The organism is Rheinheimera sp. UJ63 (assembly GCF_021568285.1).
GTDB lineage: Bacteria > Pseudomonadota > Gammaproteobacteria > Enterobacterales > Alteromonadaceae > Alishewanella > Alishewanella maricola.
Map to the genome: position 1 here is coordinate 66,078 of NZ_JAKGTQ010000004.1, position 25,111 is coordinate 91,188.

Genomic DNA, 25,111 nt, shown 5'->3' on the forward strand with positions numbered 1-25,111 from the left:
TACCTATTGGCCAGAAACAACGTAGCTATTATTTTTTAGGCGCTTTTTTTGCCAGCTTTTTGGCCGCTAATTTACCTGGCTTTTTCTTTTTACTTGCGACTTTCGCTTCTTTATTTTTGGCGCGAAGCCCTTCAATGTTTCGACGTTTAAGTTTTTGCTCAGTATAGCGTTCTACTTTGGCAACAATACTCATATCGTGTGCTTCGACTAACGAGATCGCCGTCCCTTTTTTACCGGCGCGACCTGTGCGGCCAATACGGTGCACATACACATCGGCGCTACGTGGCATATCAAAGTTAATCACATGGCTGATGTCGTCAATATCCAAACCGCGCGCCGCTACGTCAGTCGCCACTAAGATGCGTACTTGGTTATTGGTAAAACGTGCTAAAGCTTGCAGCCGTTTATCTTGCGGCATTTCACCTTGTAACCAGCAACAGCGTAAACCGGCCGTTTCTAATTGCCCCGACAACGTGGCTAAACGCTCACGGGTTTTCACAAAAACGATCGCCTTGGTCACGTCTTCTTGCTGCAAAATATGAATTAACATGGCGAGTTTGTGGTTAATGTCATCGGCTAAATGACACCATTGCAGTATTTTGGCTTTTTCTTTGCGCGACGGGTGCGCTTCAATCCGCTCTGGCTCTTTTAACGAATGACTGGCGAAACGCTCTAATGTGGCGCCTTCTAAAGTGGCAGAAAACAGCATCGTTTGCCGGCGGCGGCGCGCTTCTAACACGATACGGTTCATCTCGCCAACAAAGCCCATATCGAGCATCCGATCCGCTTCATCGAGGATCAGAACTTCCACTTCATCCGCTTGAAAGCTTTCTTCATCGAGATATTCAATCAGTCGACCAGGGGTGGCGACTAAGATGTCATTGTTTTTTTCAAGCGTATCTTTATGGCTACCATAGTTCACACCGCCGGTAATTAAACCGATGTTCAGAGTCGTATGTTGGCTGAACTGACGGAATTCATCATACACTTGGTAAGCGAGTTCGCGGGTTGGTGTCATCACTAACACCCGCGCAAAACCCGGATCGCGGCGCGAGAAATCTAATAAATATTGAATAGCGGGTAACACAAACGCCAACGTTTTACCCGTGCCGGTTGGGGCAGACGCCATAATATCGCGGCCCTCTAACGCCAGTGGCAGCGCCAGTTGTTGGATCTGAGTGGGCTCGCTAAAACCGGCCGTTTCGAGTGCGCGATTAAGGGCGTCGTCGAGTTGAAACTCGGCAAATGACATGGGTAGTACCTCAAAGTTATGCTGTTTCCTTATGACATCGGCTGGCACTCAGGCTAAACTGGCGCGCGGAGGACGTATGTCAGCAGGTTTTCAATGTAAACAATTTACTATTGCGCATCAGCATTGTGCGATGAAAGTCGGCACTGACGCGCTGCTATTAGGGGCCTGGGCCCGGCTGCCAGCCAAGGGTGCTATGTTAGACATTGGCGCAGGCAGCGGTATTCTTAGTTTAATGTTAGCGCAGCGCAGCCAGGGTAAACAGGCAATTACTGCCATCGAGCTGGATGCTGCCGCGGCGGCACAGGCTGCAGATAATGTGCAACACAGTCCGTGGCCATCGGCCATCACGGTGATAAAGGGCAATATTCTAACCTATCAACGCGCGCAACGTTACGCTTTAATCGTGTCAAACCCACCTTTTTTTCAAGCGGCTTTGCCCAGTATAGATCCATTACGACAACAAGCCCGGCATACCGATAGCTTGCCCTTTAGTGCCTTGTTACAACAAGCGGAAACGTTATTAAGCCCCGAAGGGGAATTTTGTTTAGTGTTACCTGCGGTAAGTCAGCCGGCTTTTGATGCAGCAGCAACCGAGGGAGGCTGGCATTGCTTGCGCCGCTGTGCCGTGCAAAGTAAAGCGAACAAGCCGGTCAGTCGTTACTTACAGAGCTGGCGCTTTGCTGGCGAGAGGCAAGCAGTTGAGCTAAGCAGCTTACTGATCCACGCTGAAAACGGCACTTATTCAGCAGAATATCGCGCCTTGCTACGGGATTTTTATTTGAAGTTTTAACCTGATGCTTAGCCGATGGTGGCGATTTCGGTTAACACCTGTTCGACCCAGCTTTGCAGCCGGGCATCAGTTAACTCATACTGATTTTCATCATCCAGCGCTAAGCCATAAAACCATTCGCCATCCGGCGTAAGCGCTTTTGAGGCGATAAATTCATAACCACTGTTTGGCCAGAAACCTACTCGGGTGATAGCCTGTGGTGCCAGCGCCTCATGTAACATGCCCAGCGCATCTTGAAACCATTCTGCATAACCAATTTGGTCGCCCATACCGTACAGGGCGATTATTTTTCCGCTTAAATCAACTTGACTGATCTCAGGCCAGCGTGCTTCCCAGTCTTCTTGAATTTCGCCGAAGTCCCAAGTTGAGAGGCCTAAAATCAAGATGTCGTAATCTTGCATGGCGGCCAAACCGGTATCTTTTAAGTTGTGGAGCGTTACTAACTCGGGGCCGAGTAGCGCTTGAATTTTCTCTGCCACCATTTCGGTGTAGCAGGTGGTGGAACCATAAAAAAGACCAATGTTCATCTGATAGCACGTGTAGTGAAACATGGTGCTATATTATCAGACTTGCCTGCGCTCGCCCATACACTATGCCTTGATGGCTAAATCCGCTACTATTGGCACACCTGAGATCGTTAAGCTTGCTATGAGCCAAACAATACATGCTGCCTTGACAGCCGATACGCAGCAGCGTATTCAACAATTTTTGGATCAACTTTATTTAGAGCAAGATGCCAGCCCGCACACGTTAAGTGCTTACGGCTCGGATCTGCGGCATTTTGCGCTGTTTTGTCAGCAGCAAAATATCAAACTGCTCAGTGTTAGCGGTGATGATGTGAATGCGTATTTAGCCACGCGCTACGATCACGGGATCAGCCCGCGTTCTGCCTCTCGGGTGCTAAGTAGTTTAAGGCGTTTTTATCGTTACTGGCAGCAGTTGGCGTTGATAAGTACGAATCCGCTGGAGCATCTATTAAATCCAAAAATTGGCAGTAGCTTACCGAAAACCCTATCAGAAGCCGATGTTGATGCTTTGCTAGGTGCACCGGATTTAAGCGAGCTGATCCAATTTCGTGATAAAGCCATGTTAGAGTTATTATATGCCACCGGCTTACGCGTGACCGAGTTGGTTAGCTTAACCATGCAGCAACTGTCTGTGCAACAAGGTGTGGTGCGGGTGCTGGGTAAAGGTCGTAAGGAACGCTTAGTGCCTATGGGGGAAGAAGCACAGCATTGGCTAAGTCGTTATTTACGCGAAGCACGGCCACAGCTGTTAGGGGGTGCGCAAGATGTGCTGTTTCCGAGTAATCGACAACAAATGATGACCCGACAGACCTTCTGGCACCGTATCAAATTTTATGCAACAGTGGCGGGCATTAAGGCAACCTTGTCACCTCATACTTTACGACATGCGTTTGCCACGCATTTACTGAACCATGGGGCCGACTTAAGGGTCGTACAGATGTTATTGGGCCACAGTGATCTGTCGACAACACAAATTTACACGCATGTTGCGCAAGTGCGCTTGCAGCAACTGCATCAACAACATCATCCGCGGGGTTAGTGCGGAACAAGGAACACTATGACATTCGGTATAAAAACTTTAGCGGCATTATTTATCGCCAGTAGCCTACCGCTGACCGCTTTAGCAAATGAGGCTAAAATTACGGAATCGTTGGCCCAAGTTGGGCTAACGGTGCAACAAGTCAGCCCTTCGCCAATGACTGGCGTATCGCAAGTACTGACCGATCGTGGTTTGTTCTTTATGTCAGACGATGGCCGGTTTTTGGTTGCCGGTAATGTGCTGGATATGCAAAATTGGCAGCAAGTTCGTGGTCAAAAAGTGCCGACTAACTTAAAAGAACAGTTAATGGCTCCGATAATTGTTAAAAAGCTGGCCGAGCAAAAAGACAACGTTATTGAATATAAAGCCCCGAAAGAAAAATATGTGGTGCATGTGTTCACCGATCCCAGTTGTGGTTATTGCCGCAAATTACACTCAGAAATGAAAGAGTATTTAAAAGCCGGTATTACGGTGCGTTACTTGGCTTATCCCCGTGCTGGTGTTGCTTCAGAAGTGGGTTTACAAATGCAGCACATCTGGTGCGCCAAAGATCAACGCGGTGCCATGGACAATGCCAAGGTGGATAAAACGGTGGCTAAAGCCATGTGTCAAAACCCTGTAGCCACGCATTACGAGCTGGGACAGTTTATCGGTGTTACCGGCACTCCTGCGGTGATCCTGCCTGATGGTCAGTTGATCCCAGGTTATATGCCCGCAGAAGCCATGATTAAAGAACTTAGCGCAGGTTAGAGCAAAATTAGCCATTACTTAGCAGATATTGTGCGCTATGGGTTGCCCAACACGGCAACCCGAGTAGCAAAGGTCCATACGCTCTAGGAGTTACGCTTGCAGCAAAAACAGATCCTGCGCCGCGCCTTGCCCACGGTAGCAGCCGAATTAGATAGCAGTTTGCATCCGGTGTTACGTCGGTTGTATTTAGGCCGAGGGGTACAGCATGCCGATGAATTGCAACGGCATGCCGCTGCCCTGTTGCCGTTTAATTTATTAAAGGGTATCGAAACTGCTGCTGCACTGTTAATTGAAGCACTTGTCCAGCAACAACGTATTGTTATTGTCGGTGACTTTGATGCCGATGGTGCTACCAGTACCGCAGTGCTGATGAGCGGTTTAAAAGCGTTTGGCTTTAAATACCTCGAGTATATGGTGCCGAATCGCTTTGAATACGGTTATGGTTTAACGCCAGAGCTGGCTGAGATCGTGGTGGCGCAGGGCGCAGAACTGATCATTACCGTCGACAACGGTATTTCGGCAATAGAGGGCGTTGCCTTAGCTAAAAAAGCCGGTGTGAAAGTGCTCGTCACCGATCACCATTTACCCGGTGCCGAATTGCCCCAAGCCGATGCGATTGTTAATCCAAATCAACCTGGCTGTACTTTCCCGAGTAAAGCGTTGGCCGGTGTTGGCGTGGCCTTTTACTTATTGTTGGCCCTGCGCGCGACCTTACGGGAGCAAGGCTATTTTCAACAGCAGGGTTTAACTGAGCCGAATGTGGCGGAACTGCTGGATTTAGTTGCCTTAGGTACGGTGGCCGATGTGGTGCCACTAGATACCAATAATCGTATTTTGGTGCATCAGGGCTTAATGCGCATCCGTGCCGGTAAATGTCGGCCGGGTATCCAAGCGTTAATTGATGTGGCCAATCGCACTGCCTTAAAACTTACAGCAGCAGATTTTGGTTTTGCGCTAGGGCCGCGCTTAAATGCCGCCGGGCGCTTAGATGATATGGCGTTGGGTATCAGTTGTTTACTGGCGCCGTCGATTGGTTTAGCACGGCAATATGCGGCAGAGCTTGACGCGTTAAATGCTGAGCGACGCAACATCGAACAAAGCATGCAGCAAGAAGCGCAGGCATTTTTAAGTCAGCTGTCTTTTGATGGTAGCGAGTTACCAGAGTGTTTATGTTTATACCGCGCCGATTGGCATCAGGGCGTGATCGGTATTTTAGCCGGCCGCATTAAAGAACAATTTAACCGGCCAACCATCGCTTTTGCTCAAGGTGATAACGGTGAACTAAAAGGCTCGGCGCGTTCGATACCCGGCTTACACATGCGCGATTTATTAGAAGAAATTGCCAGCCAGTACCCTGGGTTAATTAAAAAATTTGGTGGCCATGCCATGGCCGCCGGTTTAACTATTGCTGAAGAGCGTTTAGACACCTTTAAGGTGGCGCTGAGTTTTACCGCGAAAAAATATTTAACACCCGAGCAGTTAACCGCCGTGATCATGAGTGATGGCGAATTAGAACGTGATTGCTTTGAGCTCGATTTTGCGCAGTTACTGCAAAATGCCGGGCCTTGGGGACAGGCCTTTCCTGAGCCGGTCTTTGATGGTGAATTTAAACTGCTCAGTCAAAAGATGTTAGCCGACCGCCATTTAAAAATGTTACTGCAAGGCCCTGGCGGCAAGTTAGTGGATGCCATTTGGTTTAATGCCGATAACAAGGCTTGGCCCAATGTGAATATTCAGCAGGTACGCTTGGCTTATCAGTTAGATATTAACGAATATCGCGAGCAACAAAACTTGCAATTAATTGTGCGGCATATGGATGCCGTAAGCTAAGTTGCGGCTAGTTAAGCGCTTGTGCTAATTTTCCAGATAATAACTGCCCTAAGTGGCAGTTTTTTTGTTATAATCCGCGCCAATTTTTTGGTCGAATTACAGGTTTAACCACAACATGTTTGAAGTAAATCCGGTTTATAACAGTATTAAAGATCTGACTGAACGCACTAATGTGCTTCGGGGGTATCTTTGACTACGATGGCAAAAAAGAACGCTTAGAGGAAGTCTCGCGCGAACTGGAAGATTCTGCCATTTGGAACACACCGGATAAAGCTCAAGCATTAGGTAAAGAACGCTCGGCACTAGAGCAAGTGGTGGGCACTATCGATATGCTAGACCAAGGCTTAGAAGATGTCGCGGGTTTAGTGGAATTAGCGGTAGAAGCTGAAGATCAAGCGACCTTTGATGAAGCAAAAGGCGAATTAGCCGACTTAGAAAAACAATTGGCCTTACTGGAATTTCGCCGGATGTTCTCAGGTAAAAACGACGAGAACCATTGTTACCTCGACATTCAATCAGGCTCTGGTGGTACGGAAGCGCAAGATTGGGCCAGCATTCTCATGCGTATGTATTTACGTTGGGGTGAAGATAAAGGCTTTAAACCTGAACTTTATGAAGTGACCGATGGCGATGTGGCCGGTATCAAAGGGTGTACTATTAAATTTACCGGTAATTATGCTTATGGATGGTTACGTACCGAAACGGGTGTACACCGTTTAGTGCGTAAAAGCCCGTTCGACTCGGGTAATCGCCGCCATACGTCGTTCGCTTCGGTGTTTGTGTCACCGGAAATTGATGATGATATTGAAATCGATATCAACCCAGCCGATTTACGCATTGATACCTATCGCGCCTCGGGTGCGGGTGGTCAGCACGTTAACCGTACCGATTCTGCCGTACGGATCACGCACTTACCGACCAATATTGTGGTGCAGTGTCAAAACGATCGCTCGCAACATAAAAACCGTGACAACGCCTATAAGCAATTACGTGCTAAGTTGTACGAGTTTGAATTACAAAAACAAAATGCCGAGAAGCAAGCACTCGAAGACACTAAGTCGGATATCGGCTGGGGCAGCCAGATCCGCTCTTATGTGTTAGATGACTCGCGCATTAAAGATTTACGCACCGGCATTGAAACGCGTAATACGCAAGCCGTGCTAGACGGTGATCTGGATAAATTTATCGAAGCCAGCCTAAAAGCTGGTTTATAAACTATAACTGACTTATTTATAAACTCACTCAGGAATCAAAAAATGTCTGAACAGCATACTCAACATGAAGAAATTCAGGATGTTAACAAACTGATTGCTGAGCGAAAACAGAAGTTGGCGGCGATCCGCGAGCAAGGTAATGCCTTTCCTAACGATTTCCGTCGCGCCCATATTTCTGATGAAATTCACGCTAAATATGATGCGTTAAGCAAAGAAGAGTTAGAAGCGGACAAGGTGGAAGTGAGCCTTGCCGGTCGTATTATGACGCGCCGTATTATGGGTAAAGCCAGTTTTTGTACGCTGCAAGATATGGGCGGCAAGTTTCAGGTGTATGTGGCGCGTGATAGCCTGCCAGAGGGGCTGTACAACGAGCAATTTAAAAAGTGGGATTTGGGCGATATCGTTGGCGTTAAAGGCCATTTATTTAAAACGCAAACGGGCGAGTTAACTGTGTGGTTAAGCGAAATTCGCTTGTTGACGAAAGCGTTACGTCCGCTACCAGATAAATTCCACGGTTTAACCGACAACGAAGCGCGTTATCGCCAGCGTTATTTAGATCTGATCTCGAACGATCAATCTCGTAAAACCTTTTTAGTGCGTAGCAAAACGGTGTCTTATATCCGCCGTTTCTTCAATGAAGAAGGCTTCTTAGAAGTTGAAACACCGATGCTACAGGCCATCCCCGGTGGTGCCTCGGCACGGCCATTCGAAACACACCACAATGCTTTAGATATGCAGATGTTTTTGCGTATCGCCCCAGAGTTGTATTTAAAGCGCTTAGTGGTCGGTGGTTTTGAAAAAGTATTCGAGTTAAACCGTAACTTCCGTAACGAAGGCGTTTCAACGCGGCATAACCCAGAATTCACCATGTTAGAATTTTACTGGGCTTATGCTGATTACAACGATTTAATGGATTTAACGGAGAAGTTATTCCGTGGTTTAGCATTGGATGTGCTAGGTAGCACCGAAGTGCCGTATCAAGGTGAAGTATTCGATTTTGGTAAGCCGTTTGCGCGTATGTCGGTTACCGAGTCTATTTTACATTACAATCCAGAGCTAACGCTTGAGCAGTTAACCACGCGTGAAGCGGTAGCTGAGTTAGCGAAGTCACTGAAAATTGACGTTAAACCTAACTACGGTCACGGTCGTATTTTGATGGAAGTGTTTGACGAATTAGTTGAAACCAAACTGCGTCATCCTACTTTTATCACCGAATACCCCGCAGAAATATCGCCACTGGCGCGCCGTAACGACGACAATCCAGAAATTACCGATCGTTTTGAGTTCTTTATTGGTGGTCGCGAATTAGGTAACGGTTTTAGCGAGTTAAATGACGCTGAAGATCAAGCCGAACGTTTCCGTGAGCAAGTCGCACAAAAAGATGCTGGTGATGATGAAGCGATGTTCTACGACGAAGACTTTGTGACTGCGTTAGAGCACGGTTTACCGCCTACAGCAGGCCAAGGCATTGGTATTGACCGCTTGGTGATGTTACTGGCCGATGCCGCGTCTATCCGTGATGTGATCCTGTTCCCACATATGCGGTTACATCACGAAAAGTAAGCGCAAGATACACAATAACGATAAGCCAGGTTAAGCCTGGCTTTTTTATGCGTTGAACAAGGACTTCCTTGCGTTAAATCCCCCCTGAGCTAAGCAAACTAACTGCTAAGCTAAAGCGTAACTTATCATTGAAAGCTTCGGCTGATGTCGCACTGTGCTCAAAGGTACATTGCAGTAGCCTGTCGCGAGCTGTTGCCCTGAGGTAACACTGCAAATAAGAATAACCTTTATCTACAGGAGAGCCTTATGCCTCGTTTAACCGCGGCCGATTTCAGCCCCGAATTGCTAGAACTGTATGATTTTTATGTGCATGGCCAATTAACCCGGCGTGATTTTCTAGAAAAAGCCACCAAATATGCTATTGGCGGTATGACAGCCTTAAGCATTTTATCGGCACTCACGCCTAATTATGCGCTGGCCGAGCAAATCTCCTTTAACGATCCAGAAATTAAAGGCAGCTACATTACTTACCCATCACCTAACGGCCACGGCTCAGTGCGCGGTTATATGGTGGTGCCTGCAAATCATAGTAAACCAGTAGGCGGCGTTTTAGTGGTACATGAAAACCGCGGTTTAAACCCTTACATTGAGGATGTGGCAAGGCGCTTAGCCAAGGCGGGTTTTGTCGCGCTGGCGCCAGATGGTTTAAGCTCGGTGGGCGGTTATCCGGGAAACGATGAAGTGGGACGCGAGTTACAGCGCCAAGTTGATCCAGAAAAGCTGATGAATGACTTCTTTGCCGGTATTGAGTTTTTGCGTGACAGCGCACTCACGACCAATAAAATTGGTATCACCGGTTTTTGTTACGGTGGAGGTGTCTCAAATGCTGCTGCAGTGGCTTACCCAGAATTAGCGGCGGCGGTGCCATTTTATGGGCGGCAAGCACGCCCAGAAGATGTGCCTGCTATTCAAGCGCCGTTGCAGCTACACTTTGCTGAAACCGATCCACGGATTAATGAAACCTGGCCGGCCTATGAAGCCGCATTAAAAGCCGCGGGCAAAATCTATGAAGGGCATTTTTACCCTGGCACAAACCATGGTTTTCATAACGACTCAACACCACGTTATGACGAAGCCGCTGCTAATTTAGCGTGGCAGCGCACCCTAGGCTGGTTTAACCGCTATTTAGCTGATTAGTTCGGTCAAAATACTGGCAATAAAAAACGCGATTGGCATCCTGGCTAATCGCGTTTTTATATTGTTTTATGTTAGCGCTGTGAGTTTAGTAAGCGCCGGCACTGTAGATTAATTCATAGCTGTGGCTATAAATTTCTAAAATATTCCCAAACGGGTCTTCCATATAGATCATGCGATACGGCTTTTCGCCCGGATAGTAATAACGTGGCTTCGGCATGCGCTTTTTACCCCCAGCTGCAACAATACGTTCTGCCAATTCTTCAACGTTTGGATCTTGCACACAAAAATGGAAAATACCGGTTTTCCAGTATTCAAAGTTGTTTTCCGGGTTTTGCTGATTGGTGAATTGAAATAACTCTACGCCAATGCGATCGCCGGTGGATAAATGGGCGATGCGAAAACTGCCCCAGCCGGCACCAAACACGTCAGTACACATTTCACCAATGGCACTCGTGTCTTCTGTGATCTCAGTGGGCGTCATAATCAGATACCAGCCGAGTACTTCAGTGTAAAACTTTACTGCCGCTTCCAGATCAGGCACTGAAATACCGATATGTGAAAAATTTCTTGGATAAGTATTGCTCATCATTTAGCTCCTTTTTAACAGTGATCACAGTATATAAAGGCGCTATAATTATTTGAAATTATCATTTTTAATTAAAATAAGTATAAAACGTAATGATTAATCCGCAATGGTTACGCAGTTTTTGTACCCTAGTTGAAGTAGGGCACTTTACCCAAACCGCACAACGCTTGCATATGACGCAATCGGGTGTGAGCCAGCATATGCATAAATTAGAACAACAGCTTGGCGTGACGCTGTTAGATCGCCATGGTAAACAATTTACCTTAACGGATGCGGGGGAACGGCTGTATGTTGAGGCGCGTGAGTTGGTCGCGGCTTTGTCGAGTTTGCCGCAGCGCTTGGGGCATGATCCCGCTTTTCAGGGAGAAGTGAGACTGATGTCGCCGGGCAGCGTGGGCTTAAAGCTGTATCCGCATTTACTGAGCTTACAACAGCAGCATCGACAACTGATAATTGATTACCGTTTTGCGCCTAATCGCAGTATTGAACAGGCAGTCGCCAATGGCGAAACCGATATCGGTATTATGAGTTGTGCCGCCACACTCAGCAACGTCAGTTATGAAACCTTAACCACGGAGCCATTATTGTTGGTCACTCCGGCAGGTTGTGCTGATCTTAGCTGGTCCCATTTGCAACAACTTGGTTTTATTGATCATCCCGATGGCGCTCATCATGCGGCGCTGTTACTTTCGGCTAATTACCCAGAGTTTCAAGGCGTATCATTTATTGCAAAACAGGGCTTTTCCAATCAAATTGCTCTGATTTTAGAGCCTGTCAGTCGGGGGTTAGGCTTTACAGTATTACCGGCCTATGCAGTAGAGATGTTTGCGCAGCAAAGCCTCATTCAAGTTCACTCCCTGCCGCAGCCAGTCAGTGAAACCTTGTATTTAGCCACCCGTGCTCAGCAACCGTTGGCGAATAGAGTGCATACGGTAATCAAAGCGACTCAGGCAGGTTTAACCTGTCCATAGCGTGAATGTAAAGTCGTGATGTGAAGCGCCAGCGTGTATCATGCGCTCAGATCTTTAATTTAGCCTCATTCGGGCATTGCAGGGGCAACTGTTAGTAGTCAAAAATAAGCTCTGCATTTTAGACCTGATGTAGCGATGCGATCGTTAGATGGCGTCTCAGGTACGGCAAGCGTACCTGAGACGGGAGCGTTGTAGAGGGAGAGATCAAGGGAGTAGGTTTTGCTTTGGCTGTTCAAAGCATTTTTATCGCGTGCCTAACAATTAAGACTATCCCTTGAAGAGGCATCGTAATTAACGGATTACTTAGAACGATTGTGGCTGGCGCTTATCACGCACTAACCACCATACCAGATAGCCTAAAATCAGCAGGGGTAATACGGTGACGGCTAAGCTAATACCAATACCGATAATGGCAGCGATAACACCCACGACAACAGCAAATACCGTGGCTAAGATAGCGAGCAATGTAGGTAAGCAGTAAATACCGATAGCAATAATTAGTATGGTCGCGAGTGTTCTGTTCATGAGTCATTCCTTTTGATTAAGTGGTTTACCGCTGGGTTCAGCATGTTCCTTGTATAACAATCAAAAGTTATGCCAGAAAATAAATTAATTTATTTCAATAGCTTATGATTTAAGGTTGGAGGTTGTGACAAGTTAATCACACAGATGTAGTGATTTTGACTAAGAGTTGGTTAAAAATTTAAACGCTAAAATATTAGCTCAAACAAAAACGCCGATAATCATATCGGCGAGTGAACTTGTACTGGCAACATGCACCTTTACCTTTGGGGCAGGTGCTAGAGTTTATTGATTTTTTCTTTTAACTGATAGCTAGGCTCGGTGACAATGCTTTCGAGGGTGGCCACGCGATTTTTTAGTTTAGCAATCTCATTTTGTAACGCGCTAACATCTTCGTTGTTATGTTTTGCTTTGCCTTCCATATAGGTTTTATAGCCGGAAACGGCACAGCCACAGACGATAGCGATGGCGGCAATTTCAAAAGGTCCCATTAGTCACTCCTTTAACGATTTAAACGATTAATTTCTTCACTTAACTGATATTTCTTATCAGTGACGATACTTTCTAAAGCGGCAAGCCTAGCTTTAACATGTTGTAGCTCTTCACGTATTTCTTTATCACCTTTGCCTGATGCTAAATGTTGATACTTGTAACGCATTTTCATTGCATCATAAAAGCAGCCACCGACAATCGCGACGACGACAATAACCACCACTCCGATATCCACTTTTTTGTTCTCCTATGCGTTTGCCTAAGCTTTATGTTAACGAGGCTAATCTGTTGACTGATTCATTGGCTGTGTAAAAAACTAAAAATACTGCAAACAAAATGCCAAAGTTTAAATTGTTTAGTATCAATGTGTTATGTTTTGTTATTTTGCAAGGGTAGTGTATTCCCCAAAATAATGGTCAGCCTGACTTCAGTCTAGTGGTAAAATTCGCCAACGATAGCAAAACTTTGTAAAACTTTATGACTGATGAAGATTGGATGCGCCACGCCTTAATGTTAGCCGCTCGAGCAGAAGCCGCAGGCGAAGTACCGGTGGGGGCCGTGCTGGTGAAAGATCAGCAAGTGGTTGCTGAAGGCTGGAATCAGATGATCAGTTCGCACGATCCGTCGGCACATGCTGAAATGTTAGCCGTGCGCCAAGCGGGCCAATTACTGCAAAACTATCGGCTACCAGAGTGTACCTTGTATGTCACGCTAGAGCCGTGCAGCATGTGCGCCGGTATGTTGGTGCATAGTCGTATTAAACGGCTGGTGTTTGGTGCCAGCGATTATAAGACGGGAGCGGCCGGCTCGATCATGGATTTGGTGTGTCATCCCAAGTTAAACCATCAATTAGAGGTGACCGCTGGGGTGTTGGCTGAAGAGTGTTCGATGATGTTATCGACGTTTTTCCAGCGGCGTCGCGCTGAGCAAAAGAGGCTTAAACAGCAGAAGGGGCCGTTGGAAATTGTTGAAAAGACGTTTGGTAATGACGGCGACGTCGATTTAACTTAACGGTTTTCACACTGCGTTTCAGGCGTCGCCGACTTGACGAGACGGTCAGTAAACGCCGCCGCCGTTTTAGCGACGGTCTTTTTTTATTTAGCATAAGGTTACCTAAAGTGTTTACGATTTTGTTAATAGTATGACTGCGTAAGCTCAGTTACAAGCAGCCGGTATGAATTTATTATGAAGAGGGTGGTGCTAAGGCAGACGACTCTTCAGATCCATTCGTTTCTTCGACCAGTTTTTGACGTTGTTGTTCCATTCTATCTTCCAGTTGCTGCCGTTCGTCCACGCCCACAAGGGTGTCGTAATAGCGACGAATATTTTCGACATACATTACCGCTTCATCACCGCGGGCAAAGCCAAAACGCGTATGTTGATACACCGACTTTTTGCGTAATAAAGGTAAGCGCTGTTTCACTTCAAGCCATTTATCCGGATCGGCGCCATCTCTCTGGGTTAAACGTCGCGCATCTTCAACATGACCCCAGCCAATGTTATATGAGGCTAAGGCAAACCATAAACGGTCTGGCATCGGGATCCGCTCTGGAATTCGCGTTAATAACAGTTGCAGATAACGACTGCCCCCATCAATGCTATCTTGTGGGTCGAGCCGACTATCTACGCCCATTTGCCGAGCCGTGGGCATGGTTAGCATCATTAAACCGCGCACACCCGTGGGGCTGCGGGCTTTCGGGTTCCAGTGCGATTCTTGATAGCTTAACGCTGCCAATAAACGCCAATCCAATTCACCGGCATGTTGAAGAAACAGTGGTTTGAACTTCGGTAAGGTGTGGTCGATAGCCTGAATAAATTTAATGGTATCAACGTAATCAAACAGCTCAACATGGCCAAAATAACGATCCTCTAATGTCACTAAGTCGCCATTTTGATAAACGTGACCAAAATATTCGATCAAGACACTGTATAGGCTGTCATCTTGGCCTTTTTGAAGTAGCCAACCCACCGGCAAATTTTCATTGAGAGTAAAGGCAATACTGAGTTGCGGAAACAAACGGCGGTTGACCGCCAGTTGGTTTGAATCGGTCAGGGTATAGTTGATACTGCCGTCGATGACTTTTTGCAGTAATTCATCGGCATCTAATTCGGGATCTTCTACATACTGAAAGTCAGCGTTTTCTTGTTGTAAAATGGCCAGGCTTTCGGCATGACTACTGGCTTTCATCACCACAACCGGCCCGGCTAGATCGGCAAATTCACGCGGCCAAGTTGCTCCTTGTCGGTACACCACTACTTCATTGATCCAGCGATAAGGCGGTGCGGCACGAAAGCGTTCAGTACGTGAGGGCGTTAAGGTTAGACCTCCGGCGATAAAGTCAACTTGGCCGGTTTCCAGTTTATCGAGTAACTCATCCAGGTGAAAACTGGGGGCTAAACTCAGCTCGACACCGAGGCGGTCGGCCAGTGCTTTGGCCAGTTCGTATTCAAACCCAGTAGGGCCATCTACCCCAATATAATAACTTGTCGGGCCATGTAAAATACCCACTCTCAAGCTGTTGCGCTGATAAATGTCGGCCAATTGCCCGGTTGTCTCGACCGCCGGTGGCGTGCAAGCAAACAGTAAGCAACAGCAGAGTAATAACAGCGTTTTGTGCATAATGGCGGTCCAACCTCTTTGATGAATGGCTGTTATAGCAAACTTCTTGCCGTCAGTCAGGTTTTTCGCATATCCCTCGACGCGAATTTTCTTTATAATATGCCGCCTTTTAGGGTTTAAACGCCCTAGGTTCCACTGTCGTTCAACCAACGGAAATAAGCCTATGTTGATCCTGCGTGGTGCGCCTGCACTGTCCGAATTCAGAATTCAAAAGTTACTCGATCTTTGTGCCCAGCAAAATTTACCGGTAAGCGGAATTTATGCTGAATATATGCATTTTGCTGATCTTGCTGCACCGTTAAGTGCAGAGCAACAGGACACATTAGATAAATTATTGAGTTACGGCCCCACGGTCACCAGTCATCAACCGACCGGTTTGTTGTTACTCGTGACGCCGCGGCCGGGTACCATTTCGCCATGGTCATCAAAAGCGACCGATATTGCCCATAACTGTAACTTACCGCAGGTTAAACGCCTCGAGCGCGGTGTGGCGTATTATCTCCTAGCTGAGGCCTTAACTGCAACGCAGTTAACGCAGGTACAAGCCTTATTGCATGATCGGATGATGGAAACGGTGTTTACTGAGCTGCAGCAGGCAGAAGCATTGTTTGCTAAAGCTGCGCCAGCAGAGCTGAGTTCAGTTGATATTTTAGCCGGTGGTCGCGAAGCGTTAGTGCTAGCCAATCAGCAAATGGGTTTAGCGCTGGCGGAAGATGAAATTGACTATCTGGTCACTAACTTTCAGCAATTAGGCCGCAATCCGAACGACATTGAGCTGTATATGTTTGCTCAGGCTAACTCAGAGCATTGCCGGCACAAAATTTTTAACGCTGATTGGACTATCGACGGCGTAGCACAGCCTAAATCGCTGTTTAAAATGATTAAGAACACTTTCGAGCATTCGCCAGATTTCGTGTTATCGGCTTACAAAGATAACGCGGCAGTGATGGTCGGTTCAGAAGCGGGGCGCTTCTTCCCGCAAGCGGGTAGTAATGAATACCAGTATCACCATGAACCGATCCATATTTTGATGAAGGTTGAAACGCATAACCACCCAACGGCAATCTCTCCTTACCCAGGCGCGGCAACGGGTTCGGGTGGCGAAATTCGTGATGAAGGTGCTACCGGTGTCGGCTCAAAACCCAAAGCGGGCTTAGTGGGTTTCTCAGTATCTAACTTGCGTATCCCTGGCTTTGAACAGCCGTGGGAAACCGATTTTGGTAAGCCAAACCGTATTGTTAGTGCACTCGATATTATGCTGGAAGGGCCACTGGGTGGCGCGGCCTTTAATAACGAATTTGGTCGCCCAGCGATCAACGGTTATTTCCGTACTTATGAAGAGCAAGTACACAGCCATAATGGTTTAGAGGTGCGTGGTTATCACAAGCCGATAATGATTGCCGGTGGTTTAGGTAATATCCGTGAAGATCATGTACAAAAAGGCGATTTAGCACCTGGTTCTAAACTGGTGGTGCTAGGTGGCCCGGCCATGAACATTGGTTTAGGCGGCAGTGCGGCTTCATCAATGACCTCAGGGCAATCGAACGAAGATTTAGATTTTGCTTCCGTACAGCGCGAAAACCCAGAAATTGAACGTCGTTGCCAAGAGGTGATCGACCGCTGCTGGCAGTTAGGCGCCGATAACCCTATTTGCTTTATCCACGATGTGGGTGCCGGTGGTTTATCCAATGCATTCCCTGAATTAGTGAGCGATGGTGGTGTGGGCGGTAAGTTTGAGCTACGTAACGTACCGAACGACGAGCTGAGCATGTCGCCATTACAAATTTGGTGTAATGAGTCGCAAGAGCGCTATGTGATGGCCATTCCGGCTGACAAACTCGCGGTGTTTGAAGAGATTTGTAAGCGCGAGCGCGCACCTTATGCAGTCGTCGGTGAAGCCACTGCAGATAAGCATTTAACCTTAAGCGATCAGTATTTTGGTAATACGCCAATCGACTTGCCGTTAAATGTGTTACTGGGTAAAGCACCGAAAATGCACCGTGAAGTGCAAAGCTTACAAGCCGTTGGCAAACCGCTCGATCGCAGTGCCATTACTATTGCCGATGCCGCCGAGCGTTTACTGCGTTTACCTACCATTGCCGAGAAAACCTTTTTAGTGACCATTGGCGATCGCACGGTAACCGGCTTGGTGGCACGTGATCAGATGGTTGGCCCATGGCAAGTGCCGGTGGCTAACTGCGCAGTTACCGCAGCAAGCTATGATACTTATCACGGTGAAGCGATGGCGATGGGTGAGCGTACGCCAGTGGCACTGCTTGATTTTGCTGCCTCTGCCCGTTTAGCGGTAGCAGAAGCCATTACCAATATCGCGGCCACTGATATTGGCGATTTAAACCGGATTAAATTATCAGCAAACTGGATGGCCGCGGCCGGTCACCCAGGTGAAGATGCCGGTTTATACGCCGCGGTTAAAGCGGTAGGCGAAGAGTTATGCCCAGCATTAAATGTGACCATTCCGGTCGGTAAAGACTCGATGTCGATGAAAACGCGCTGGCAGCAAGACGGTGAAGAAAAAGTCGTCACTGCGCCATTGTCGTTGGTGATTACCGCTTTTGCTCGCGTTGAAGATATTCGTAAAACCGTTACGCCACAGCTTCGCACTGATTTGGGTGACAGCAGCTTGTTGTTAGTCGATTTGGGCCAAGGAGCCAACCGTTTAGGTGGTTCTTGTTTAGCGCAAGTGTATAAGCAATTAGGCGATACCGCGGCGGATTTAGATAGCCCAGAGTTATTGCTGAATTTCTTCCATGCGATGCAGCAATTAACCCGTGAGCAAAAACTGCTGGCCTATCATGACCGTTCAGACGGTGGTTTATTGGTTACGCTGGCCGAGATGGCCTTTGCCGGTAAAGCCGGTCTGCAAGCAGATATTAGCGGCTTAGGCGCTGATGCGCTTGCTGCACTATACAGTGAAGAGCTCGGTGCGGTGATTCAGGTGAAAACCGCGGATGTAGCTTATGTACAGCAAGTGTTAGCAAAGCATAACTTAGCGCCGTTAAGCCACTTATTAGGTGCAGTCAGTGCCAGCGATGAGTTTGTGATCACGCAGCAAGGTAAAACCGTCTTTAGTGATAGCCGTAGCCGCTTACGCCGCATTTGGGCGGAAACCACCTATCAGATGCAAGCGCTGCGCGATAACCCCGCTGGTGCTGAGCAAGAAATGGCGGCAAAAGCCGATCAGCAGGATCCGGGCTTAAATGTAAAATTAAGCTTTGATGCTAACGTTGATGTTGCCGCGCCTTTTATTTTAAAAGGTGCTGCACCGAAGATCGCCATTCTGCGTGAGCAGGGCGTGAACTCGCAACAAGAAATGGCCGCGGCGTTTAACCGTGCCGGCTTTAATGCGGTTGACGTTCACATGAGTGATATTTTAGCCGGTCGCGTGAAGTTGGCCGACTTTAACGGTTTAGCTGCCTGTGGCGGTTTCTCGTACGGTGACGTATTAGGCGCCGGTGAAGGTTGGGCCAAGTCGATTCTGTTTAACGCGCAAGCACGGGAACAGTTCCAAGCCTTCTTCGAACGGCAATCAACGTTTGCTTTGGGTGTCTGTAATGGTTGTCAGATGATGTCGAATCTGAAGAGCCTGATCCCCGGTGCAGAGCACTGGCCGCACTTTGTTCGTAATAAGTCTGAGCGGTTTGAAGCACGTTTTAGCTTAGTGGAAGTGCAGCAAAGCCCGTCGTTGTTCTTTAGCGGTATGGCTGGTTCACGTATGCCAATTGCGGTATCGCACGGTGAAGGCCATGCGGAATTTGCCAGCGCGGCGGCCTTTGCTGCGGCCAATCAAAGTGGCAATGTGGCGATGCGTTTTGTCGATAACTACGGTCAGGTAACAGAGCAATATCCGGCGAACCCGAACGGTTCACCTGCCGGTATTACCGCCCTGACCACCACCGATGGTCGCGTGAGTATTATGATGCCGCACCCAGAGCGGGTATTTCGTACCGTTGCGAACTCGTGGCACCCGGATGATTGGCAAGAAGATAGCCCATGGATGCGTATGTTCCGTAATGCGCGAGTGTGGTTAGGTTAACCTTTCGCTAAATGGAAAAAACGCCAGCAAAACGTGCTGGCGTTTTTGTTTCAAGTGATGACATTTTACGATATGTGCACCCGGCGTTGCTAACTCCGTGCGACGTTATAAGCCTTAGACCCACCCAATGTAGCTTTATCTTTAGCTTCCCGGCAAAAGACGCCTCCAGCCAAAGTGTGCTCAGTACTGGCCTAAATGTTAGGTGTCGCTGCTGTTTTGCTAGTTACATCATCCCTTTTAAAAAAGCCACCACACTGCGGCCGAGGGCGCTAAGTGCATAGCCGCCCTCTAGCATGGCGACAATGCGGCCTTCGCAATGCTTATCCGCCAGTTGTTTTAACTCGGTGCCGATCCACTGGTAATCGTCTTCGCGCAACATAAAGTGCGCCATTTCATCTTCGGCATGACCATCGAAACCCGCAGACACTAAAATGAGCTGTGGCGCGAACGCATCAATAGCCGGTATCCAATGCTCAGAGACTTGATCGCGCCATTGCTGGCTACGACAGCCACCGGCAAAAGGTAAATTGATGATGTGCTCATTCTCGGTATCCGCCCCGGTATATGGATAAAGCGGATGTTCAAAAGAGGAGCAAAACAGTACCCGTGGTTCGTGCTGGAAAATATCTTCGGTGCCATTACCGTGGTGGACATCAAAATCGACAATGGCTATGCGGGATAAACCATAGTGATTGAGTGCATGTTCAGCGGCAACCGCAATATTGTTAATTAAACAAAAGCCCATGGCTTGCTCACGGGTGGCATGATGGCCGGGTGGACGTACGGCACAAAATGCTTGTTCATTATTGCCCGCCATAACACGGTCGACCGCATTGATACCACTTCCTGCGGCATGCATGGCGGCTTCAAGGCTTTTCGGGCTCATCACGGTGTCAGGATCTAACCAAATATGCCCCTCGGTCGGCGCTTTGGCAAAGAGTTCATCCACATAATGTTTACCATGGGCTAAATACAAACTTTCACGACTGGCTGGGGTGGCATCAAACTGCATAACCACATATTCCATTCCCGAGCGGATGATTTGATCATTAATGGCCGACAGCCGTTCACCACACTCGGGGTGTTCGACGCCGTTGTCATGGTAATAGCAACTTGGATGACTAAAAATGGTAATAGCCATCAGTTTTCTCCTTTTGCGGGGATGGTTAATTTTAAATAGGCTTCTGTGGGGTCGTCACTTTTTAAACGCATAAAACCGGCATTTTCAAACACTTTTAGCATGGGTTTATTTTCAGAACGAACAAAAGCCTGCATGGAGTTAAGACCTCGGCTGGTTGCAATATTGATCATCTCGGCCAATAAGCGTTTAGCCATACCGCGGCCTTGTAATACTTCGCGAGTCACGAAGGCCACTTCGCAGCTATTTTCATTTGGGATCAAGTAATAACGTCCCACCGCTTGGATCTCCACCACCGAGCCTTTTTGTTTCACAATACACAAAGCCAAGTCTTTTGATTGATCAACGCTCACTAAGGTACAGGATTTTTCTCTGCTCATTTGTGTTGGCACAGAGTTGTAGCGCATTTGCAGCGTTTCTTTGGTGTGTGAATAAAAGAACTCTTGCAAACGCCGTTCATCAGACGGGTTTAGCGGCCGAATATCAAATTTTTCGCCATTAAAGGTTAACTCTTTAAAGCCGACTGGGCCAAGCTCAGGCACATCAACCGGTGTTTGTAATTGATAATGCGGGACCCAATAATTTTTGCGAACTTCGGCTAATAACTGATTCCGAAACTTTGGGTGTGCCACTCGAATTAACTCAAGCGCGCGCTCACGAATACTTTTACCGCGCAGTGAAGCAACGCCAAACTCGGTGACCACATAATGCACATGCGCACGGGTGGTAACTACGCCGGCGCCTTCTTTGATATGTGGCACTATGCGCGAAATGGTGCCGTTTTTCGCGGTAGAGGGCAGGGCAATAATTGGTTTACCGCCTTGGCTCATGGAAGCACCGCGGCTAAAATCGACCTGCCCACCGACGCCACTGTAAAACATATGGCCAATCGAATCAGAAACAATCTGACCGGTCAGATCCACTTCAATCGCGCTGTTAATCGATACCATGCGATCGTTGCGGGCAATATTAATCGGTGAGTTAACATATTCGCTGGGATAAAAACCGATATGAGGGTTTTTATCGACAAAGTCGTATAACCTTTTTGTGCCCATACAAAAGCTGGTGACGCTTTTGCCCGGGTGAAAGGTTTTACGCCGATTATTAATCACGCCTTTTTTAATCAAATCTAAAGCGCCATCAGTTAATAACTCGGTATGTAAGCCTAAATCTTTGTGATTGCTTAAATAACGTGTGACCGCCGCGCAAATTTTGCCGACACCAATTTGAATGGTGGCGCCATCTTCGACCAGTAGTGATACATATTGGCCGATCCGCTCGGTGCGCGCATCTAATTCGGGTGGTTCGATTTCCGGTAAGGCTTGTTCGGCATAGAAGAACGCATCAATGTCATCTTTATGAATAAAGGATTGGCCATAGGTTGTTGGCATCGCTGGGTTAACTTGCGCGATGACTATTTTGGCGGCTTTCGCTGCCGCCGAAATGACATCGACTGCCACCCCTAACGAGTGATAACCGTGCTCATCAGCAGGGCTGACCATAATTAATGCCGCATCTAAAGGTAAAATACCGTCCGTGAACAACGCCGGGATGTCTGTCATAAAGCAGGGGGTATAATCGGCACGCCCTTCTGCGACCGCTTGGCGAATAGTATGACCGCCGATAAATAGGGTATTTACTTTGAACAGATGCTGAAATTCGGGAGAGGCCCAACGGTTGTCAGAGAAGGTCACCAATTGCACAATTTCAATATCGTGCAGACTTTTGGCATTAGCAATTAAGTCATCAATTAATAACGTGGGGACAGCAGCATGCGAGCCAATAAAAATACGGCTGCCAGATTTTAATAACTGTTGCCAATTCAATGAAATGGTTTTTTGCGCCATGTGAACTCCGCAGCGAAAATGCTAGACCTTACTGTAGTCTAGATTGTGCAGCGGGAACAGACCCAACTTTGGTCGGATGCAGCTGGCTGCAGCCTTTGGTAAACCTGCTGGCAAGCGCCAGCAGGAGAGATTTAGCGCTTGAAAGTATTATAAGGTCCAGCGTAAGCCAATCATCGCAACAAAGGGATCAATATTGACATCCACTTGTTGAATGGTATTACCTTGTACTCGAACTTGCGCATCGGTATCGATGTCCATTTTACTGATCATCAGATGCAGCCCTAAGTTTTCGGAGAACTTGACATTAACGCCGGCTTGCGCCGCTAAACCCCAAGAGTTTTTCAGTTTGATGGTTACCGCATCACCACTGTTCGCTGCACCTAAAGCCACCAAGGTTGACACTAATTGTTGATCGGCTTCGGTATTAAAAAAGTTAGTGTAATTTACCCCTAAACCAACAAAGGGTTGAATGTGATCGCTACCTAAATCAAAGTGGTATTGCGCTAATAGCGTCGGGGGTAAATGTTTGGTTTTACCAATGTTTAGACCGTCTAAGGCGCCATCACCGCTGATTTTATGTGTAAAAGGCGTAGCCGCAATCAGTTGCACTGCCCAATTGCTTTCAAAGGTATAATCGAACGTTAAGCCAAGTTGGGTATTGTTGTTAACTTTAACGCCGGTAGAGCCTGCAGGTAAACCGGCAACGCTTTCCACAACATCAAGATGGCTGCTGCTATCTTTTGGCTGCACGCTAATTGCACCCACATTGACAGAAAAATCAGCTAAGGCGGTGCCACTAAACAGGGTTAAACTTAAGGCTGCTGCGGTAAAGATTGCTTTCATGGTGTTCTCCAGATAATTAACTGGCGCCATTGTGCGCTGTTCGTCTGCAGATACTTTGGGCTGGATCAAAAAAGCCTGTCGGTAGACAGGCTTTTTGGTTGGCAGTTTGTTTTAAATCAATAAAAAGGCCGCCGCTAGTTAAGTTGTTGTTGACGAGATGAATTGGCCTCCACTCGGGCAGACTGATTAGTATCTGGGCGCTGCCGGATCCGTTGTTCTTGCACGGGCCGTGCGCGTTGTTCTTGCGCTGGACGTGTTACAGGTTGAACACGCTGCTCTGGCGCATTGCGATTAACCGATTGCATACGTTGTTCTTGCACTGGACGTGTCACCGGTTGTACGCGTTGCTCAGGTGCATTGCGATTAACGGATTGCATACGTTGTTCTTGCACTGGACGCGTCACCGGTTGTACGCGTTGCTCTGGCGCATTGCGATTAACCGATTGCATACGTTGCTCTTGCGCTTGACGCGTCACCGGTTGAACGCGTTGCTCTGGCGCATTGCGATTAACCGATGGCATACGTTGTTCTTGCACTTGGCGTGTTATCGGCTGTACCCGTTGTTCTGGCGCGTTGCGGCTTAAGACACTTTTAATGCGTTGTTCCTGTTCAGCGCGGTTAACGGGCGGGATGCGTTGCTCAGGTGCATTTCGGCTCATCGATTGCGGCTGTTGTACGGTAGATGTGGCACGCTCAATCGGTTGGATCCGCTGTTCGCTTTGGCGATTAAAGGGTTGTATGCGTTCAGAGCCGACTCTGTCTTGCTGGCCTTTGACCTGAGAGGTCACAGGCGCAGGGATCGGTTGGGTCCGTTGCTCATTCTCTGCCCACTTCTCAGCAATCCGGCCAGTGTTGCGTTCTCGCTCATTCGGTCGGGTTGTCGACGCATTGCTGCGCTGCGCTTGTCGAGCCGCTTCTTGTTCACGTCTTACATTACTTTGACGTAAACGACTGTCGGCAGGGATAAAGCTTCCGCTGTTGCGTTCAGGCTGTACATTCGGACGATTCGAATGCTTACGCTCGTCACGCCAGTGGTTATTGCGGTGTACGATCTGGGGTTGACGATAATACACACCCCGGCGATGGTATTGATCATGTTGCCAGCGGGGGGCTTGGTGGAAATGCTGGCGCTTAGGGTAATAGCGTGGCGGTTGATAATAGTAATTATGTTGCACTACGACATGGCGATGCTGCCAATCGAAGATGCTGAAATAAAATGATGGCCGGATCCGAAAACCCGAGCCCCAGTAAAAGCTCACTTGATTACGGTATGCAGCAGGGCCATGCCAATAGACCGGTGGATGGGTAGGCCACCACCAGTTACCATAGACAACGCGGGTGTCGTAGTAGGGCACATAAATCACTTCGCGCCGCGCCGGTTCAATCACAATCACCTCACGCTGACGTTCTACGATGACATGTTCACTATTACGCAGTGAACCTTGCGCATAGGCGCGTTCACGTAAACGTTGGATACTGGCTAATAAGGCTGCTTCGTCGGTTAAAAAGGCTTCACCAAGTTGCTGTGTCCACTGCAGATCTTCATTTAAGCGGTTTAGCAATTGAGGAAAGGCCGTTAACGCTTGAACGCTAGGATCCCAATCTTGTAAGCTCGCCGCTTCAACCGCCATTTCTGCCGTAAGGTTGGGGTTTTGTTCTAACCAACGTGCCGCTTGCACCACTTCTAATGGATAGGTGGCGGCGATCAGCACATGCGTCAGTACACTGTCGGGATACAGGGCCACTGGGGCCAGCATTTGATCAAATTCTGCATCACTGATTTGCACAGTGGCATTGTTACTTTGCGTTTGCGAAGCACAGCCGGTGCTCACTAATAGCAGGGTGAGCAATAACACCGATTGCAAAGCTCGATAGACTTGCATAATTCCTCCTCAGTGCTGCGTTTGGCAACTGGCCCACAACACTCTTTGGTGTA

General features: G+C 47.9%; 21 protein-coding genes. 10 read left to right on the forward strand and 11 right to left on the reverse strand.

Going from position 1 to position 25,111, the window contains the following annotated elements; translation table 11 throughout:
• Positions 1–28: 28 nt before the first annotated feature.
• Positions 29–1,252, reverse strand: a complete 1,224-nt coding sequence (gene srmB / locus L1N97_RS12345) for an ATP-dependent RNA helicase SrmB (RefSeq protein WP_229586610.1) — start codon at positions 1,250–1,252, stop codon at positions 29–31.
• Between the two features lie 76 nt (positions 1,253–1,328).
• Here srmB and L1N97_RS12350 point away from each other — a divergent pair, with 76 nt between their 5' ends.
• A complete protein-coding gene (locus L1N97_RS12350) occupies positions 1,329–2,042 on the forward strand; it encodes a tRNA1(Val) (adenine(37)-N6)-methyltransferase (RefSeq protein ID WP_236129999.1) in 714 nt (237 codons plus the stop codon).
• Between the two features lie 8 nt (positions 2,043–2,050).
• On the opposite strand, the gene fldB is transcribed toward L1N97_RS12350, so the two are convergent.
• On the reverse strand, positions 2,051–2,569 hold the full coding sequence (fldB, locus tag L1N97_RS12355; protein WP_236130000.1) for a flavodoxin FldB: 519 nt from the start codon (positions 2,567–2,569) through the stop codon (positions 2,051–2,053).
• Positions 2,570–2,690: 121 nt separating this feature from the next.
• Between fldB and xerD the strand changes: the two genes are divergently transcribed.
• The 6 genes from xerD (at position 2,691) to yghX (ending at position 10,102) form a co-directional block, all read left to right on the forward strand.
• Positions 2,691–3,608 carry a site-specific tyrosine recombinase XerD gene (xerD, locus tag L1N97_RS12360; protein ID WP_236130001.1) on the forward strand — a complete coding sequence of 306 codons (918 nt, stop codon included), beginning with the start codon at positions 2,691–2,693 and terminating at the stop codon, positions 3,606–3,608.
• Between the two features lie 18 nt (positions 3,609–3,626).
• Positions 3,627–4,358, forward strand: a complete 732-nt coding sequence (gene dsbC / locus L1N97_RS12365; RefSeq protein ID WP_236130002.1) for a bifunctional protein-disulfide isomerase/oxidoreductase DsbC — start codon at positions 3,627–3,629, stop codon at positions 4,356–4,358.
• 96 nt (positions 4,359–4,454) lie between these two features.
• Positions 4,455–6,188: a single-stranded-DNA-specific exonuclease RecJ gene (recJ, locus tag L1N97_RS12370; protein ID WP_236130003.1), complete on the forward strand. Its 1,734-nt coding sequence runs from the start codon at positions 4,455–4,457 to the stop codon at positions 6,186–6,188.
• Positions 6,189–6,303: 115 nt separating this feature from the next.
• Positions 6,304–7,402 (forward strand): peptide chain release factor 2 gene (gene prfB / locus L1N97_RS12375; protein ID WP_236130004.1). Its coding sequence is split into 2 segments (ribosomal slippage): positions 6,304–6,378 and positions 6,380–7,402, totalling 1,098 coding nucleotides; the frame shifts between segments, so codons are not numbered across the junction.
• Positions 7,403–7,444: 42 nt separating this feature from the next.
• Entirely contained in the window at positions 7,445–8,965 is a 1,521-nt protein-coding gene (lysS, locus tag L1N97_RS12380) for a lysine--tRNA ligase (RefSeq protein WP_236130005.1), read from the forward strand.
• 246 nt (positions 8,966–9,211) lie between these two features.
• Positions 9,212–10,102, forward strand: a complete 891-nt coding sequence (yghX, locus tag L1N97_RS12385) for a YghX family hydrolase (RefSeq protein WP_236130006.1) — start codon at positions 9,212–9,214, stop codon at positions 10,100–10,102.
• 85 nt (positions 10,103–10,187) lie between these two features.
• Here yghX and L1N97_RS12390 read toward each other — a convergent pair whose 3' ends face one another.
• Positions 10,188–10,691, reverse strand: a complete 504-nt coding sequence (locus L1N97_RS12390; RefSeq protein ID WP_236130007.1) for a lactoylglutathione lyase family protein — start codon at positions 10,689–10,691, stop codon at positions 10,188–10,190.
• 89 nt (positions 10,692–10,780) lie between these two features.
• On the opposite strand from L1N97_RS12390, the gene L1N97_RS12395 reads away from it, so the two are divergent.
• Positions 10,781–11,659: a LysR family transcriptional regulator gene (locus tag L1N97_RS12395; RefSeq protein ID WP_236130008.1), complete on the forward strand. Its 879-nt coding sequence runs from the start codon at positions 10,781–10,783 to the stop codon at positions 11,657–11,659.
• 303 nt (positions 11,660–11,962) lie between these two features.
• Here the strand turns inward: L1N97_RS12395 and L1N97_RS12400 are convergent, their stop codons facing one another.
• From L1N97_RS12400 to L1N97_RS12410, 3 genes are all read right to left on the reverse strand, one after another.
• Positions 11,963–12,184, reverse strand: a complete 222-nt coding sequence (locus tag L1N97_RS12400; protein ID WP_236130009.1) for a hypothetical protein — start codon at positions 12,182–12,184, stop codon at positions 11,963–11,965.
• Positions 12,185–12,459: 275 nt separating this feature from the next.
• A complete protein-coding gene (locus L1N97_RS12405; RefSeq protein WP_226751123.1) occupies positions 12,460–12,672 on the reverse strand; it encodes a hypothetical protein in 213 nt (70 codons plus the stop codon).
• An 11-nt stretch (positions 12,673–12,683) separates the two neighbouring features.
• Positions 12,684–12,908, reverse strand: coding sequence for a hypothetical protein (locus L1N97_RS12410; protein WP_229586696.1), 225 nt, complete (start codon positions 12,906–12,908; stop codon positions 12,684–12,686).
• Between the two features lie 242 nt (positions 12,909–13,150).
• Here L1N97_RS12410 and tadA point away from each other — a divergent pair, with 242 nt between their 5' ends.
• Entirely contained in the window at positions 13,151–13,684 is a 534-nt protein-coding gene (gene tadA / locus L1N97_RS12415; protein ID WP_226751125.1) for a tRNA adenosine(34) deaminase TadA, read from the forward strand.
• A 172-nt stretch (positions 13,685–13,856) separates the two neighbouring features.
• Here tadA and mltF read toward each other — a convergent pair whose 3' ends face one another.
• Positions 13,857–15,293: a membrane-bound lytic murein transglycosylase MltF gene (gene mltF / locus L1N97_RS12420; RefSeq protein ID WP_229586707.1), complete on the reverse strand. Its 1,437-nt coding sequence runs from the start codon at positions 15,291–15,293 to the stop codon at positions 13,857–13,859.
• A 163-nt stretch (positions 15,294–15,456) separates the two neighbouring features.
• Between mltF and purL the strand changes: the two genes are divergently transcribed.
• The gene (purL, locus tag L1N97_RS12425; RefSeq protein ID WP_236130010.1) at positions 15,457–19,347 is read left to right on the forward strand and encodes a phosphoribosylformylglycinamidine synthase; all 3,891 of its coding nucleotides are present in this window, start codon (positions 15,457–15,459) and stop codon (positions 19,345–19,347) included.
• A gap of 223 nt (positions 19,348–19,570) precedes the next feature.
• On the opposite strand, the gene L1N97_RS12430 is transcribed toward purL, so the two are convergent.
• The 4 genes from L1N97_RS12430 to L1N97_RS12445 form a co-directional block, all read right to left on the reverse strand.
• Positions 19,571–20,488: a histone deacetylase family protein gene (locus L1N97_RS12430; protein WP_229586711.1), complete on the reverse strand. Its 918-nt coding sequence runs from the start codon at positions 20,486–20,488 to the stop codon at positions 19,571–19,573.
• Entirely contained in the window at positions 20,488–22,332 is a 1,845-nt protein-coding gene (locus tag L1N97_RS12435) for a bifunctional acetyl-CoA hydrolase/transferase family protein/GNAT family N-acetyltransferase (RefSeq protein WP_236130011.1), read from the reverse strand. Before L1N97_RS12435 ends, L1N97_RS12430 begins: the two co-directional genes overlap by 1 nt.
• A 147-nt stretch (positions 22,333–22,479) precedes the next feature.
• A complete protein-coding gene (locus tag L1N97_RS12440; protein ID WP_236130012.1) occupies positions 22,480–23,175 on the reverse strand; it encodes an OmpW/AlkL family protein in 696 nt (231 codons plus the stop codon).
• Positions 23,176–23,309: 134 nt separating this feature from the next.
• Positions 23,310–25,058 (reverse strand): DUF3300 domain-containing protein, encoded by a 1,749-nt coding sequence (locus L1N97_RS12445; RefSeq protein ID WP_236130013.1) that lies wholly within the window; start codon positions 25,056–25,058, stop codon positions 23,310–23,312.
• Between the last annotated feature and the right edge of the window lie 53 nt (positions 25,059–25,111).

Coding starts and splice junctions, on each gene's coding strand:
- L1N97_RS12400 (WP_236130009.1), bottom strand. CDS start 12,184: ATGAACAGAACACTCGCGACCATACTAATTATTGCTATCGGTATTTAC.
- L1N97_RS12350 (WP_236129999.1), top strand. CDS start 1,329: ATGTCAGCAGGTTTTCAATGTAAACAATTTACTATTGCGCATCAGCAT.
- dsbC (WP_236130002.1), top strand. CDS start 3,627: ATGACATTCGGTATAAAAACTTTAGCGGCATTATTTATCGCCAGTAGC.
- L1N97_RS12445 (WP_236130013.1), bottom strand. CDS start 25,058: ATGCAAGTCTATCGAGCTTTGCAATCGGTGTTATTGCTCACCCTGCTA.
- L1N97_RS12440 (WP_236130012.1), bottom strand. CDS start 23,175: ATGAAAGCAATCTTTACCGCAGCAGCCTTAAGTTTAACCCTGTTTAGT.
- yghX (WP_236130006.1), top strand. CDS start 9,212: ATGCCTCGTTTAACCGCGGCCGATTTCAGCCCCGAATTGCTAGAACTG.
- fldB (WP_236130000.1), bottom strand. CDS start 2,569: ATGAACATTGGTCTTTTTTATGGTTCCACCACCTGCTACACCGAAATG.
- mltF (WP_229586707.1), bottom strand. CDS start 15,293: ATGCACAAAACGCTGTTATTACTCTGCTGTTGCTTACTGTTTGCTTGC.
- L1N97_RS12405 (WP_226751123.1), bottom strand. CDS start 12,672: ATGGGACCTTTTGAAATTGCCGCCATCGCTATCGTCTGTGGCTGTGCC.
- L1N97_RS12395 (WP_236130008.1), top strand. CDS start 10,781: ATGATTAATCCGCAATGGTTACGCAGTTTTTGTACCCTAGTTGAAGTA.
- srmB (WP_229586610.1), bottom strand. CDS start 1,252: ATGTCATTTGCCGAGTTTCAACTCGACGACGCCCTTAATCGCGCACTC.
- L1N97_RS12390 (WP_236130007.1), bottom strand. CDS start 10,691: ATGATGAGCAATACTTATCCAAGAAATTTTTCACATATCGGTATTTCA.
- xerD (WP_236130001.1), top strand. CDS start 2,691: ATGAGCCAAACAATACATGCTGCCTTGACAGCCGATACGCAGCAGCGT.
- purL (WP_236130010.1), top strand. CDS start 15,457: ATGTTGATCCTGCGTGGTGCGCCTGCACTGTCCGAATTCAGAATTCAA.
- lysS (WP_236130005.1), top strand. CDS start 7,445: ATGTCTGAACAGCATACTCAACATGAAGAAATTCAGGATGTTAACAAA.
- L1N97_RS12435 (WP_236130011.1), bottom strand. CDS start 22,332: ATGGCGCAAAAAACCATTTCATTGAATTGGCAACAGTTATTAAAATCT.
- L1N97_RS12430 (WP_229586711.1), bottom strand. CDS start 20,488: ATGGCTATTACCATTTTTAGTCATCCAAGTTGCTATTACCATGACAAC.
- tadA (WP_226751125.1), top strand. CDS start 13,151: ATGACTGATGAAGATTGGATGCGCCACGCCTTAATGTTAGCCGCTCGA.